At 40.3% G+C, this 15,125-nt stretch carries 13 protein-coding genes; 6 read left to right on the top strand and 7 right to left on the bottom strand.

Features of this window, described 5'->3' with window-relative positions; translation table 11 throughout:
* Positions 1-8: 8 nt before the first annotated feature.
* Genes aroA through aroE form a run of 5 tightly spaced genes read right to left on the bottom strand, consistent with a single transcriptional unit; the run spans position 9 to position 5,515 of the window.
* Positions 9-1,301, bottom strand: coding sequence for a 3-phosphoshikimate 1-carboxyvinyltransferase (gene aroA, locus FD16_RS10115; RefSeq protein ID WP_010621428.1), 1,293 nt, complete (start codon positions 1,299-1,301; stop codon positions 9-11).
* Positions 1,302-1,313: 12 nt separating this feature from the next.
* A complete protein-coding gene (gene aroC, locus FD16_RS10110; protein ID WP_010621427.1) occupies positions 1,314-2,489 on the bottom strand; it encodes a chorismate synthase in 1,176 nt (391 codons plus the stop codon).
* Between the two features lie 30 nt (positions 2,490-2,519).
* Positions 2,520-3,584, bottom strand: coding sequence for a 3-dehydroquinate synthase (gene aroB, locus FD16_RS10105; RefSeq protein WP_010621426.1), 1,065 nt, complete (start codon positions 3,582-3,584; stop codon positions 2,520-2,522).
* On the bottom strand, positions 3,577-4,605 hold the full coding sequence (aroF, locus tag FD16_RS10100; RefSeq protein ID WP_010621425.1) for a 3-deoxy-7-phosphoheptulonate synthase: 1,029 nt from the start codon (positions 4,603-4,605) through the stop codon (positions 3,577-3,579). The genes aroB and aroF overlap by 8 nt, the downstream gene beginning before the upstream one ends.
* 19 nt (positions 4,606-4,624) lie before the next feature.
* On the bottom strand, positions 4,625-5,515 hold the full coding sequence (gene aroE, locus FD16_RS10095) for a shikimate dehydrogenase (protein ID WP_010621424.1): 891 nt from the start codon (positions 5,513-5,515) through the stop codon (positions 4,625-4,627).
* Positions 5,516-6,213: 698 nt separating this feature from the next.
* Between aroE and FD16_RS10090 the strand changes: the two genes are divergently transcribed.
* The 3 genes from FD16_RS10090 (at position 6,214) to aroD (ending at position 8,846) form a co-directional block, all read left to right on the top strand.
* Complete coding sequence (locus FD16_RS10090) at positions 6,214-6,456, top strand: hypothetical protein (RefSeq protein ID WP_010621423.1); 243 nt, start codon at positions 6,214-6,216, stop codon at positions 6,454-6,456.
* Between the two features lie 30 nt (positions 6,457-6,486).
* Positions 6,487-7,908, top strand: a complete 1,422-nt coding sequence (locus FD16_RS10085) for a glycoside-pentoside-hexuronide (GPH):cation symporter (protein WP_010621422.1) — start codon at positions 6,487-6,489, stop codon at positions 7,906-7,908.
* A gap of 179 nt (positions 7,909-8,087) precedes the next feature.
* Positions 8,088-8,846, top strand: a complete 759-nt coding sequence (aroD, locus tag FD16_RS10080; protein WP_010621421.1) for a type I 3-dehydroquinate dehydratase — start codon at positions 8,088-8,090, stop codon at positions 8,844-8,846.
* A 123-nt stretch (positions 8,847-8,969) separates the two neighbouring features.
* On the opposite strand, the gene FD16_RS10075 is transcribed toward aroD, so the two are convergent.
* A complete protein-coding gene (locus FD16_RS10075) occupies positions 8,970-9,635 on the bottom strand; it encodes a TetR/AcrR family transcriptional regulator (RefSeq protein ID WP_029508311.1) in 666 nt (221 codons plus the stop codon).
* 166 nt (positions 9,636-9,801) lie between these two features.
* Here FD16_RS10075 and FD16_RS10070 point away from each other — a divergent pair, with 166 nt between their 5' ends.
* The 3 genes from FD16_RS10070 to FD16_RS10060 all read left to right on the top strand — a co-directional run bounded on the left by FD16_RS10070 (position 9,802) and on the right by FD16_RS10060 (position 13,333).
* Complete coding sequence (locus tag FD16_RS10070) at positions 9,802-11,229, top strand: C69 family dipeptidase (protein WP_010621419.1); 1,428 nt, start codon at positions 9,802-9,804, stop codon at positions 11,227-11,229.
* A 143-nt stretch (positions 11,230-11,372) separates the two neighbouring features.
* Positions 11,373-12,833, top strand: a complete 1,461-nt coding sequence (locus FD16_RS10065) for an MDR family MFS transporter (RefSeq protein ID WP_029508310.1) — start codon at positions 11,373-11,375, stop codon at positions 12,831-12,833.
* Positions 12,833-13,333 carry a DUF4811 domain-containing protein gene (locus FD16_RS10060; protein ID WP_010621417.1) on the top strand — a complete coding sequence of 167 codons (501 nt, stop codon included), beginning with the start codon at positions 12,833-12,835 and terminating at the stop codon, positions 13,331-13,333. Before FD16_RS10065 ends, FD16_RS10060 begins: the two co-directional genes overlap by 1 nt.
* A gap of 62 nt (positions 13,334-13,395) precedes the next feature.
* On the opposite strand, the gene FD16_RS10055 is transcribed toward FD16_RS10060, so the two are convergent.
* Positions 13,396-15,125, bottom strand: a 1,730-nt coding sequence (locus tag FD16_RS10055; protein ID WP_156403249.1) for a mucin-binding protein, incomplete at its 5' end; no start/stop codon positions are given.

Here is a 15,125-nt window from a genome sequence, read left to right as displayed (position 1 = left end):
TTTCCTCTCTAACTCAACTGTTTTAAATCTTCAAAGAACTGTGGGTATGACACACTAATTGAGTCAGCGTTATCTAGTAAACTATCACCACCAGCAATTAGATTTGCAACTGCAAGCATCATACCAATACGATGATCGCCATGTGAATCTAATGGTTCAGATGCCGTATGCAGTTTTGTCCCGCCGTTAATAACAAATCCATCCGACTTAGGAGTGATATCGGCACCCATCTTGATTAGTTCTTCAGTCACCGTAGCAATTCTATCGGTTTCTTTTACTCGTAATTCTTCTGCGCCAGAGATAATGGTGGTCCCCTTAGCCTGAGTGGCCGCCAGCACAATTAAAGGTACCTCATCAACCACTGCAGGAATTTCCGCCGCTTCAACGTTAATCGCAGTTAACGATTGATAACCAATTGTTATATCACCGGCAGGTTCACTATCATTTGATTCATTTGAAATCGTATATTGAGCACCCATTTTATCAAGCGCCTGTAAAATACCATCACGAGTCTGATTCAGTCCAACCTGTTTGAGGGTAATTTCACTACCAGGAACACATGCAGCTGCAATTAGAAAAAAGGCCGCAGAAGAAATATCACCAGGTACGTCAACGTGTTGAGCCTTGAATTGATCTTGTGGTGTCACAGTAATATTAACGTCATCTTGATCAAGATGGCCGCCAAACTGATCAATCATTTTTTCAGTGTGATCACGAGTAATTAATTTTTCCGTCAAATGGGTTTTGCCATCCGCCTGCAATCCGGCCCAAATAAGCGAACTCTTCACTTGTGCGCTTGCCACTGGTAACTTGTAATCAATCGCATTTAATTGGTTATTTGCATGAAGAGTCAATGGCAAAAAATTATTGTCAGTGGCACTAATATTAGCACCCATCTTGCTTAGTGGATTAATAACTCGATCCAGCGGTCGTTTGCTTAATGAAGCATCCCCGAACATTTCGATATCAAATGGTTGCTTGCTCAAAAAGCCCAAAAGTAAGCGAGTTGAAGTTCCTGAATTTCCCATATCAAGCGGTTGATCAGGTTGTGTAAAATGATTAAAGCCACCCTTACCTTCAATGGTCACTTGATCATTTTCAATTTGAATATTAACACCAAGCTGTCTAAACGCACCAATTGTATGAAGGCAGTCATCCGAAAGTAAAAAGTGATCCACCACCGTTGTTCCCTTGCTAATTGCGCCTAACATCACACTGCGGTGTGAAATACTTTTATCGCCAGGAACTGCAAGCTGTCCGTGCAAACCATTTGGTACCTTCGGTAAATCAACTGTCGTCATGTATTTCATCTCCTAATAATGCTTAATTTCATCAAGGTATGTTGTAACCTGTTCTTTCATTCTATCAATTGAATCCGTGTCAAACTTATCTAGTAAGGCTTTGGCCAATTCAATCGATACCATTGCTTCGGCAACCACTGCAGCCGCCGTCACTGCCGTCGTATCCGATCGTTCTACGTTAGCCTTATATGATTCCTTTGTTTTCACGTCCACACTCATCAATGGTTTGTAGAGCGTCGGAATTGGCTTCATAACAGCCTTGACCACGATTGGTTGTCCGTTTGTCATCCCACCTTCAAAGCCACCTAAATGATTCGTCTTGCGGAAAAATCCTTGGTCTTCATCCCAGAAAATTTCGTCCATTCCTTCACTACCAGGGTGATGAGCGAATTTGAACCCGTCGCCAAATTCAACACCTTTAAATGCGTTAATACCAACAATTGAAGCAGCAAGTTTAGCATCCAGTTTCGTATCCGCACCAACGTAGCTTCCCAGCCCTGCCGGCATTCCTGTTGCAATAACTTCTACAACTCCGCCAAGGGTATCACCATCACGTTTTGTCTTATCAATCAAATGACGCATTTGTTGATCCGCTTGCTCATCGAAGGTTCTGGTTGGGCTCTCATCTGTTACTTTTTTTAGATCAGCTAGGCCATTGAAATTTGATAATTTACTGCTATCAGCCTGAATACCACCAATTTCCTTAACAAATCCCAACACTTCTACGCCAATTTGTGATAACAACTGCTTGCATAAACTACCTACAGCCACACGCATTGTTGTTTCCCTAGCACTGGAGCGCTCCAACACGTTTCTTAAATCAGTATGACGATACTTCATCCCACCAACTAAGTCAGCATGTCCTGGTCGTGGTCGAGTCACTTGGCGAACACTGTTAGCAGCGGTTTCTTCAGCTGTTGGTGACATAATATCGCCCCAGTGCGCATGGTCACGGTTGGTGACATTTAATGTAATTGGTGAACCTAATGATTTTTGATGTCTAATGCCATTAAGAATTTTAACTTGGTCGGTTTCAATTTTCATCCGATTACCGCGACCGTAGCCTTGTTGGCGCCGTTTCAAATCATCATTAATTTTTTCTACCGAAATTTCTAATCCGGCCGGAATTCCCTCAATAATCGCTGTTAACTCTGGACCATGAGATTCCCCTGCTGTTACATAACGCATACGTAATCATGCCTACCTTTCGTGACTGTACTATTCTTTAAAAAATTCTTTGACTGAATCAGTTGGAATACCGTGAATGTGCGGTTTTCCATAATCTTCTACATATACTAAATTTAGTGTACCATTTTTATTCTTTTTATCATTTTTTATTTTTTCATAGAAATCTGGCGTCCCCAATAAAGCAGACTCGGTTGGTAATCCAACTACTGAAACTCGATCCTTTATTTCGGCTGTAATGCCTATTCTGGCTAGCCCTAAATCTTCGAAAACTTGCATAATGTGAACCATCCCCACACTAACGGCTTCACCATGAGCTAAATCTCCGTGAGCAAGCAATTCAATTGCATGCCCCATTGTGTGACCAAAGTTGAGCAACTGACGATTACCGGCTTCCTTTTCATCTTCCATCACAATGCGTGCCTTATAGCCGATACTGCGTTGACTAAGTTCGGTTGCGTGTGCTCTGATATCGTCAACAGAATTGATTTGTTGGATCAAATGCCAAAAGTCCTGTGAATCAAGTGCTGCTGTTTTAACAATTTCACCATAACCTTCTGCAACGTAACGATCCGTCATCGTCTTTAAAGTTAATGGATCAATGTACACAGCATCAGGTTGGTAAAATGTACCAATAATATTTTTAGCTTCACCTAAGTCAATCGCCGTCTTACCACCAACAGAGCTATCAACCTGTGCCAATAAAGAAGTTGGAATTTGAATAAAGCTGATACCACGCATGTAAATTGACGCAGTAAATCCTGCCAGATCTCCAACAACGCCACCACCCAGGGCAATCACCCCATCACTTCTGGTAAAGTGATCAGCAGCCATTTTGGTAGCCAAATCTGCAACAACCGGCCATGCCTTCGATGCTTCACCAGCCTTAACGACATAGTCGCAGACCGTAAATCCCTGGCTGGTCAGTTGGTCAACAACTTGTTGTTGGTATAGCGGTCCCACATTAGTGTCTGTGATCAACGCAATCTTACGACTTGACCACTGCTTGCCAATTAGACTACCAACACGATCTAGTAATCCTTCTTCTATTAATACGGTATATTTCGTTTGTGGCAAATTAACTTCGACTTTAGCCATTAACTACGGCACCTTCTTGTTGAGAATTGAATGAGTTAAGCATGTCATGTAGTGCGAAAACTTCATGAGTCATTTCTTTGTAAGTATGTGGTTTCAATGCTTGTGGTCCATCTGATAATGCCTTTTCTGGATTATCATGAATTTCAACAACGATCCCGTCGGCACCACTAGCAGTACCGGCCAATGCCATTGGTGTAACCAAATCCCAGTGTCCTTCGGCATGACTAGGATCGGCAATGATTGGGAAGTGAGTTAGTTTCTTCAAAACAGGCACAGCACTAACATCAAATGTGTTACGAGTGTACTTGTTGTCAAAAGTCCGTACTCCTCGTTCTGACAAAGCAATTTGTGTGTTACCACCAGCAGCAATGTATTCTGCCGCATTCATCAAGTCATCAATGGTAGCTGACATGCCACGTTTTAACAACACAGGCTTGTCAGTTTTACCAACAGCTTTTAATAGAGAGAAGTTTTGCATGTTACGGGCACCAATTTGAAGCATATCGGTGTATTCACAAACGACATCCAAATGTTCTTCATCCATTACTTCAGTAATCATGTCCATGCCTTGCTGATCAGCAGCTTCACGCAAGAACTTTAAGCCATCAACGCCAAGTCCTTGGAAAGAGTATGGTGATGTACGTGGTTTGAAAGCCCCACCACGAAGAATTGTTGCACCACCATCTTTAGCCACTTTAGCCATTGCTGAAACATGGGCCTCTGATTCAACAGAACAAGGGCCGGCCATCATGACGAAGTTACCAACGCCACCAATTGTGGTATGTGGCAGTGTAATGACAGTATCTTCGGGGTGCAGCTCACGACTAGTTTGAATTGCGGCGGGATGATCCATGATAATTTCTTCAATACCAGCCTTTTCCGCATCTGTTAACTGATCTGGTGTTACCTTGTTTAAACCAACACGGTTATTGTGAATGAAAATATCAGTTTTGCCACCGAAGTGAGTGTTCAAAAGCTGTTTGGTTTGGGCTGCTTTACTATTGTTTAATACGATAATCATAATTAATTTCCTGCTTTCTTTATTTGGCTAGTTGCTGTTTGATTGCGGTTTTAATTTTTTCAATTGGTGGCTGTTGCCCGGTCCAGAATTCAAAGCTCAAAACGCCTTGATAAATTAGCATTCCCAGTCCGTTTAATGTTCGACAACCTTGCTGTTTAGCGAATGCTAGCAATTTGGTTTCCTGCGGTGAATAAATGGCATCACAGACAATTTGGTGACTGTTTAAGTGTTCTAACACGCCAGGCGGTGCGGGCATAAACGCTTGATAGTCTCCCATGCCTAAGTTGGTTGTGTTCACTATGATTTTGCTATCGCTCACTGACCTAATCATTTGATCTTCGTCATCGTAATCAATCAGATCAATCTTTGTTACTGTACCGTTCTGAATTTTTTTCAGTTGTGATTTAACTCTTTCGAAAGTTTTGTTACGACGTTTAAAGACAAATAGTTGTTTGACTTGATGCTCTGTTGCAGCTTGGATAATTGATAATCCTGCACCTCCTGCGCCAAAGATCGTCATCGTGATGTCTTTAGTATCGATATTATTAGCTAACAGATTTTCGAAAAATCCCTCACCATCAACACTGTCGCCGATTAATTTGCCATGATCATTTTTAATTACATTAACTGATTCTAATAATTGTGCCCGTTTTGTAACCTCATCCAAGTAAGGAATGACTTCTTGCTTAAATGGCATTGATAGGTTTCCTCCCCCAAAATCTAACGTGCGCATTGCATCAATTCCTTGCTTGATTTGGCCAGGTGCTACATCAAACGCTAAGTAACGTGCGTCAATGCCTTTATCTTTAAAACTCAGATTGTACATTAAAGGTGAAAAACTATGGTGAGCCGGATGAGCAAAGAATCCGAACAGCCTCGTTGTTCCACTTATTTCATTTTTTGTATCCATGTTCATCTAGCCCCTTTCCGCAGTAGTAAAATAAAAAGCCTCACAGTGACAACACTGTGAGGCTTCAATCCACCAATGGTAGAAAGAGATTACGTTTAATAAAGAAAACGCCACACAATGTTGAAGTTGAAATCCCTTTGACATTCGTGTGGCAAATATTTTTTAATATGCTTAAAAACTATTGGTCACTCGGATGCAAACGTGATGTTTGCGTCCGAGTAAGAACTCAAACATCACTTCATAAACCAATAGTAATAATAGCTGTTTAGTTTTGGTAAGCTAAGTCGTCGCATATTAAAATCTCCTGTGAATTTGATTAAGGCTACTTTACCAAGAACATAATCACTTGTCAAGCTTATAGCAAAAAAGTTTTCAGAAATACTTTTTTCATATTTTTCATAATTTACTTTCTATGCACAAAAAAATTGACACATAAAAACAAAAAGTATAGTAAAGTGCTAACAATCGTACTATAAAGCGAGTATGATATATACACATGTTTAGGGGAAACTGGCTAATTTAATTTAGTAAATTATTAACCAACTGATATTCCTAGTGTATCAATGTTTCTCTTTAATATGCTTTGCACTTTTTCACTTAATTTTACTAAAAAAAGCTTGCCTTTTTAACCATTGTGTTTTACATTTTAAGCAAGCGTTTACATTGTTGAGTTAATCATTGTTAAGGAGTGAGTTTATATGGCAAATACAAATGACAAAGTCAAAATTGATTCCAAAGATTTTGCAAAATCAGTTTTAGATGGTGCGATTCAAAAAGATGGTGAAGATGATGTAACATACATCAAACGTAAATTACGTTTATATCTTGAATCAGTTGTTTTAATTGATAATTTCAACGAGTTGGAAGAAACTCGCTTCGATATTGCTAAAGAAGAACAACGCGATCAAATTCTTCAAAAAATCATTGAACATCGTTATTAATATACAGTTCCTACTAGGAGGGAATTTTTTATGAAACACGCAAAAGAGTATACTTCATATGCTCTAGGGGCGTTTGGTCACGACACTTTTTACGCAACCCTAAGTACCTATTTAATGTTATTCGTTACTAGTCAGTTATTTGATACGTCGAACAAAGCTTTCAACGCCAAAATGATCGGATATGTGACGACATTAATTTTAGTCATTCGATTAATTGAAATTGTTTTTGATCCAGTCATCGGTGGTGCTGTCGACAATACCGATACTAAGTGGGGGAAATTCAAACCATGGTTGATGATTGGTGCAACTGTTAGTTCGATTATGTTGGCAGTTGTCTTCACTAACTTTGGTGGTTTGACCACCAAAAATCCAGTTTTGTATTTGGTATTATTTGGTTTGGCGTTTGTTATTTTGGATATTTTCTATTCATTTAAGGACATTTCATTCTGGTCCATGCTCCCAGCATTGAGTGTTGATTCAAAAGTCCGTGCTAAATTTGGTACCATCGGCCGTCTTGGGTCAACATTAGGTGCTCAAGGAGTTCCAATTTTCATTTTTCCTGTCATTATTTTCTTCTCACAGATGTTCTCTGGAACTTCTGGGTCAAAAGAGACTAAAGCCGGATGGTTAGGATTTGCGATCGTTGTTGGTTTAATTTCTTTCTTAGGTGCCCTGGCAACTACCCTCGGAACCAAAGAAAAGAAATCTTTGATTCGTTCAAATACCGAAAAAACTCGCTTACGTGATGTTTTCAAGGTTTTGCTTCAGAATGATCAGCTAATGTGGTTAGCACTTTCCTACTTCTTGTTTGCATTAAGTTACGTACTAACTAACAGTTTATTGGCATACTTCTTCACTTATGTTCTTGGCAATACTGCCGCATATTCATTGGTTGGTGTGATTACTGCCATTCTAGGAATTATTTCTGTATCACTGTTCCCAGCTGTCGTCGCATTGATTAAACGGCGTGCCATTTACGTCGGTGGGATCGCAATGATGCTCGTTGGTTACCTAATCTTCTTGTTCGCTGGTAACAGTGTGCCGGTTGTTTTAGTTGCCGTTGGCATTTTCTTCTTCCCATATCCAATGATTTTCTTAGCAGCATTGATGACTATCACTGATAGTGTGGAATATGGTCAATTAAAGAATGGCAATCGTAACGAATCGGTTACCTTATCAGTGCGTCCATTGATTGATAAGGTTGCCGGTGCCATTTCAAATGGTGTTATCGGGATAGCCGCAGTCCATTCGGGGATGATTGGCAATGCTAAACCAAGTAGCATTAGCGCTACGCAACTGTTAAATTTCAAATCATTTATGTTTTACGGACCAATGGTGTTAATTCTTATTGCAGCTTTGACGTACTTGTTTAAAGTTCATTTGACTGAATCCAAGCACGCTCAAATTGTTAAAGAGCTTGAAACAAAACTTGAAGAACAACAAGAAAAATAATATCTGGTACTGGTAATATAATAGCAAACAGGCTCAGTTCTATTAGGAACATTGAGCCTGTTTTTATATTGTTACATCAGTTGGTAACACATATCTTAAACAGCAAATAAGTCATTAAACATTGCAATTTTTCATCAATCATTGATAATTAGAAGAAACAGAGCGTAAAGGAGTTTCTAATGGCCCAAAAAAATTTACAACTTGGTAAACTAACCTTATCAAATCAAAGTAAACCTAAAATAATTGCCCCAATTGTTGCAACTAGTTTTGCTGATGCAATCAAGGATGCACAGGTAATTGATCAGTCAGATGCAGAAATAGTTGAATGGCGTCTTGATTTTTTAACAGCGTTCACCGATTTCGAACAACTGGCAGATGCTGGTAAACAAATAAAAGAAGTAATTAATGGTCGACCATTAATTGTCACCAATCGAACTAATGTTGAGGGTGGCAATCGTGAATATCAGGAACGCGAATACCAAGAATCATATATTGCGCTCATCAATGCCAATGTGGCAGATGCGATCGATGTTGAATTTTCACGCGAAGATGACGTCTATAACGAACTATTGCAAATCTGCACTGATGCAAACATTGTCCTGATTTTAAGTCACCATGACTTTGATGAAACACCAGATAAAAATGAATTAATCTTCTTATTTGCTCAAATGGCTAAAAAGAAACCATCGATTGTAAAGGTTGCTCTGACCCCCCATTCAAGAGAAGACGTCATGACCCTGATGGATGCAACTCTTGCTGCAGATAATCAAATTGATCAACCAATTATCTCGATGTCGATGGGGTTACTCGGACAAATTTCACGCATCGCTGGTGCCACGTTTGGGAGTGTTGCAACATTTGCGTCCGTTGGCGATGCTTCGGCTCCTGGTCAGATGAGTGTTGGCACTTTGAAGGAGATTTTTGGGAGTGTTGGATAGGATTTTTTTGATTTTAATAGCCGATTAGTGCTCAAGAGCGCTGATACCCAACGAATAAGAGACCAATGACCAGTGATTACAAAAAAACGTAATCACTGGTCATTGGTCTCTTATTCCACGGTATCAAACCGCGCTCTTTCGCACAATTCCTCTTTCCACAACTTCCAAATACCTAGTCGCCTTATCAATAATCTCCGTAAAATCCTTCAGTTTTGCATTGGGATCCTGATGCATGAGCACCGTGGTTTGTTGCTCTATTTGGCTCATAATTGCAGTGACCAATTCAAATACCAATGCCGGTGTCACATCATCTCTTAAATCCATTTTAGCCAAAACTGGGTTGAGTAACTTCCCAATTTGGTCTTGCATTTCGCGTTGATATGTTTCTTGCAAAATTGGTTGGATTCGTTTAGGAAATTGATCGATAGCACCGTAGACATTTATCAGTAGTCTAAATTCATCAGCATATTTTAACTCAAGTTCGATCTTATATTTAGTTGCCCGAATAACCATATCAACTAAATCTTTAGATTCAGTCCAGACACTAAAATCCGCAACCTGGGTAATCTTTTTAATCGCATTCTCAACCACAATAATCAGTAATTGGTCTTTACTGCCGAAATAGTGAAAAACAGTACCTTTTGAAACGTGAGCTTCTAGGGCGATTACTTCGGTTTTAGTATCTCGATAACCGTATTTAGCAAAATTATGAAGAGCACAATCCAAAATTTGTTCTTCTTTTTGTGGATCCATTTTTACTGCGGCCTTTGGCTTAACCTCATCCATCATTTTCAACTCCTCTGCATAAACTCTATTCGAAGTAATTATATGCCGTGATTGACTTGTCGGTCAATAATTATCGAGTCAATTATAGTTGGTTGCTAAATACTTTGAATCCGGCCTAGATTGGGTTAGAATATATTTGCTATTTAGCCTAGGAAGGATAATTTAACTAATGAAAAACTTATCAGCTTGTACCACCGTTTTAGTCGGTAAGCAAGCATCTATCGACGGGTCAACGATGGCTGCTCGAAACGACGATACATTTCTCCCATTGACACCACAAAAATTTGTTGTTTATCCGGGATTTAACGACGGTAGTAAGACCATTTCATCGTACACAAATGGTTTTGTAGGTCAAACCCCTACTCATGGTTACCGCTATCAAGGAACCCCTAATGTTGATTACAAACATGAAGGTGTCTTTGATGAAAACGGATTTAACGAAAAAAACGTTGGCATGAGTGCTACTGAAAGTGTCTACGCTAATGAACGTGTTCTCGCTTTTGATCCGCTGGTTGAAGACGGACTAGCCGAAGATTCTATCGTTGCAATGGTGCTACCATTCATCGATTCAGCACAGGCTGGCGTTACTTGGCTAGGTTCACTAATTGAAAAGTATGGTTCACCAGAAGGAAATGGTGTCATTTTTAGTGATAAAAATGACATCTGGTACATGGAAATTGTAACTGGCCATCACTGGGTTGCCCAGCGCATTCCTGATAACGCATACGCTGCAACTGGTAACCGCGTGGCTATTCAGGAGGTTGACTTTAGCGATACTGCCAATTTCATGTGGTCAGATGGCATTCAAGAATTCGTTAGTGATCATCGTTTAAATCCAGATACTCATGGTTGGAATTTCAGACACATTTTTGGTACCGAAACTGAGTTTGATCAGCATTATAATACTCCCCGGCAGTGGTATGCCCATCGTATTCTTAATGGTGAGACTGATGACGATCCTGAAGACTTTGATCTACCATTTATCGTTTTTCCTAACGACAAGATTACGCTGGAAGATGTCCAAAAAGTACTGGGCAGTCACTACAACCAGACGGAATTTGATCCACTTGGTCATGGCAGTGATGAAGACAAACATCGTTACCGCCCAATTGCGTTAAACAGAACCCAGAATTCCCACGTCTTACAAGTACGTAATGATGCACCAGAAAGTGCCAGCGCCATTATGTGGCTATGTTTTGGTGTTTCTGCATTTACCCCATATGTGCCATTCTTTGGTAACTCAACCACAACTGATGAGAGCTATATCAATACACCAATGGAATTAGATATTAAAGGAAACAGTGCTTATTGGATGTACCGTACTTTATCAATGCTAGTTGAATCTCATCACGCACACTTCATTTCAGAAGACTTGGACTACCTAAAAGATGCACGTCAATATCATTATCAATTCGTTGATGATACTATTAAACAGGCATCGTCATTACCCGAAGAACAAGTTACAGAGTTTTTAACTAATCAGAATCAGATTATGACTAATGAAATGGCACGTCGTACTAACAAACTGATCAGTCAGCTAATCATGCATGGACTAGAATTATCAGATTTAACGTTTAAGATTGATGCCAACCTGTAGTTAACGGTTGAAATTAATTGCCAAGTTTGTCGCCGTTAAAGGTGGCAAACTTTTTTTATATTCTTATAAGTGTTACACTTATTCTTGTGTCTTTTTTTGTGCGAGCGCAATTATATATTTAGAGGTGAACAATTTTGCAAAATATGGACCTAGAATCCAATCGACCATTAGATCAAAATGGTAAGCCTTATAATCGATTGGCCCTAGTATTTACTTTGTTAGTTGGGACGTTTTCAACATTTATCACATCTACCATGTTAACCACTGCATTTCCAACTCTAATGAAATCATTTAATATTTCAGCAGATACGGTTCAATGGTTAACCACTGGTTTTATGTTGATGATGGGGATCACAATCCCAATTACCGGTTTTTTCCTTCGACGGTTTGATTCAAGAAAGTTGTACTTAAGTGCAATGATGATCTTCTTTATTGGAACGATTGCTTGCTACTTCTCTCATACTTTCTTCGAAATCCTAGCCGGACGATTAATTCAAGCAATTGGTGTCGGCATTGCATCCCCAGTCTACCAGACCATCATGACTTCCATCTTTCCACCATCAAAAAGAGGTGCAGCCATGGGATCAGCAGGGCTAGTAATTGGGCTTGCACCTGCCATTGGTCCTACATACGCTGGTTGGATTCTCATCCACTATTCCTGGAGAATGTTGTTTCTATCAATTATGCCCGTTTCAATCATTGTGCTTATTTTAGGTAGTGTAACCCTCAGAAAAGTATTACCAACGCGAAATGCGCCCATTGATTGGTCGTCTGTTGCTTTATCCGTGATCGGTTTTGGGTCAATGTTATTCGGCTTTTCCATGGTTGGTTCTTACAATTGGTCAGATCCAATTGTCTACGTTAGCCTGATTGTTGGTTTAATTGTCATCGGACTATTTATATGGCGTTCTTTAACCATCAAGAACCCATTACTAAAACTAAATGTTTTTAAAAATCCAACCTTTACCTTATCAGCGGTACTAGTGGCCGTATCTTTTATGTCAATGAACGGATTCACACTGGTTTTGCCCCTTTACCTGCAAACTGTGGGTGGTGAATCACCACTAGCTTCAGGGTTAACTCTATTCCCTGGGGCAATCATAATTGGCGCCATGAACCCGCTAACCGGCCGCATTTTTGATCGTCTGGGTGCCCGAAACATGGCCATTACTGGCATGTTTCTCCTAACGGTTAGCACTGCCGCATTCATTCCAATTACTGCACATACTCCAATCGTTTATATCGTCTGTCTCTATATGGTAAGAATGGCCGGTATTTCAATGACGATGATGCCAGTTACAACGACGGGAATGAATGCATTGCCTTTGAATCTGATTGGTGACGGAACAGTTGTGAATAACACGGCACGACAGGTATTTGCCTCAATGGGCACGGCTGTGTTGGTCTCTGTCATGTCTAACGTCACAATGAATAATGTACCTAGTCAGGCCGTGAAAGCAGCTACCCCAATCGCTTTTCAAAAATTATCATTAGACGCTAACGTCCTTGGATTTAGATATGCCTTTGGAATTGCCACCGTCTTTGCGTTAATAGGATTTGTTTTGACATTCATGCTTAAAAAAGATGAAAGAGGGTTGAACTAATGATCGTTATTTTATTATTTATTGGTGCTATCATCTTTGCAGTAAGCATGATTTTTATGAGACCGAGTGTTTCCAAAGACATCTGGGTGCTCATTGGTTTAATTCTAACACTTGGTAGTATTACCCTAATCATACTAAATTATCACAGCCACCTAGGCACGGTGGAAGAAAATAGCACAATCACATATCCTCTTACTTCCAGTGTTAAAGGCCAAAAGGTATTGATTTATAAACAATTAGGTACAAAGAGTGAACGAATTTATCTTTACAAAACTAACCCACTAAATAAAAAATTAGAAAAAACGAATCCGGCTAACACAATCGTCTCTGTTAAAAATAATCAAAAAACGAATCAGCTAAAAATTACTAAGACTTATCGAGTGTACCCCAGCGAGGAGTTGCAAATTCTGTTTGGCGTTGCCAGCAAAGATCATCAATTCGTTAGACAACATTACCAATTCAGTCTGAAACCTGGTTGGCAAGTCAAACAAATTAAATAACACAAAAGACACGTACCCGATGAAGTTACGTGTCTTTTGTGTTATTTAACATATTGGTCTAACTAATCATGCCTACGTTTACGTCCAGCTAAACCAAACATACTTAATGCACTGAACATTGCTAGCCCAATTGATGCCAGCAAAGAGTTCTGTTCATCGCCGGTTTGTGGTAATTTACCATTGTTACTTTCTGCAACCGATGTTGGTTGATCCACACGATGATTGACTACCTGACTACTTTGAGGAGTACTTGCAATTGGTTGAACAGGGGTTCCCGGTTGTGTTTCTGAAACCGGAGTTGGTGTGTTTTCCTTTACTGCAGTTGGCTGCTCAGGTTGGTTAGGTGTCTGGTCATTAGGAGTATCATTTTCCGGTGTTGGCGTTGACGGCGTTGTTGACTCAGTTGGCGTATTTGGTACATAAACCAAATCGGTTGGCGTGTTAGGTGTGTTCGGAATCTTTGGATTTTGTCCTGGTTCGACAGTATATCCTGGCACATCTGGCCAATCTTTACTAGTAATTGGTTGTCCCGGAATACCGGTGACCGTCTTTGGTGTAATACCTGGAATTGGATTACCATCAGGTCCTACAGGAGTAACAGGAGTGGTAATTTCAATTGGCACTACTGGGGTTAAAACGACCTTAAAGACTTGATCTGTGTTGTCGTCATTGTCAAAGTAAGCGTTCAAAGTGCCATCAGTGACTAGGTTGTAACCTTGGTTAATGGCTTCTTGGATACCTGGTACCACTTGGGTATGATCAACTTGCTCATCGGTTTTACCTTCGATTGGTTGATCCGCAATAATCTTATTACCATTCTCATCAACGTATTCGACCACAGCCTTTTGCGTATCCGGCGTGTAGTTGATAACCGTTGGCGTATTTGGTGTATCTGGGATCTTTGGATCCTGACCTGGATTTGGTGTGTAACCTGGGACATCTGGCCAGTCCTTTTCACCAACTGGTTCACCAGGAATCCCAGTGACCGTCTTTGGTTCCGTTGGTGTTAATGGTTCCCCGTTTGGTCCCTCAGGGACCAGTGGCGTGGTAATTTCAATCGGTGTCACTGGTGTTAACACCACTTTAAAGACTTGATCCGTGTTGTCATCGTTGTCAAAGTAAGCATTCAATGTTCCATCAGTCACTAGGTTGTAACCTTGATTAATGGCTTCTTGGATACCTGGTACCACTTGGGTATGATCAACTTGCTCATCGGTTTTACCTTCGATTGGTTGATCCGCAATGATCTTATTACCATTTTCATCAACGTATTCCACCACAGCCTTTTGGGTATCGGGTGTGTAATTGATAACCGTTGGTGTATTTGGTGTATCTGGAATCTTTGGATCCTGACCTGGATTTGGTGTGTAACCTGGGACATCTGGCCAATCCTTTTCACCAACTGGTTCACCAGGAATCCCAGTGACCGTCTTTGGCTCCGTTGGTGTTAATGGTTCCCCGTTTGGTCCCTCAGGGACCAGTGGCGTGGTAATTTCAATCGGTGTCACTGGTGTTAACACCACTTTAAAGACTTGATCCGTGTTGTCATCGTTGTCAAAGTAAGCATTCAATGTTCCATCAGTCACTAGGTTGTAACCTTGATTAATGGCTTCTTGGATACCTGGTACCACTTGGGTATGATCAACTTGCTCATCGGTTTTACCTTCGATTGGTTGATCCGCAATGATCTTATTACCATTTTCATCAACGTATTCCACCACAGCCTTTTGGGTATCGGGTGTGTAATTGATAACCGTTGGTGTATTTGGTGTATCTGGAATCTTTGGATCCT

Origin of the sequence: Paucilactobacillus suebicus DSM 5007 = KCTC 3549, from assembly GCF_001434475.1 — a bacterium.
In the GTDB taxonomy this organism is placed as follows: Bacteria; Bacillota; Bacilli; order Lactobacillales; family Lactobacillaceae; genus Paucilactobacillus; species Paucilactobacillus suebicus.
This window is presented reverse-complemented; position numbering and strand designations above follow the sequence as displayed.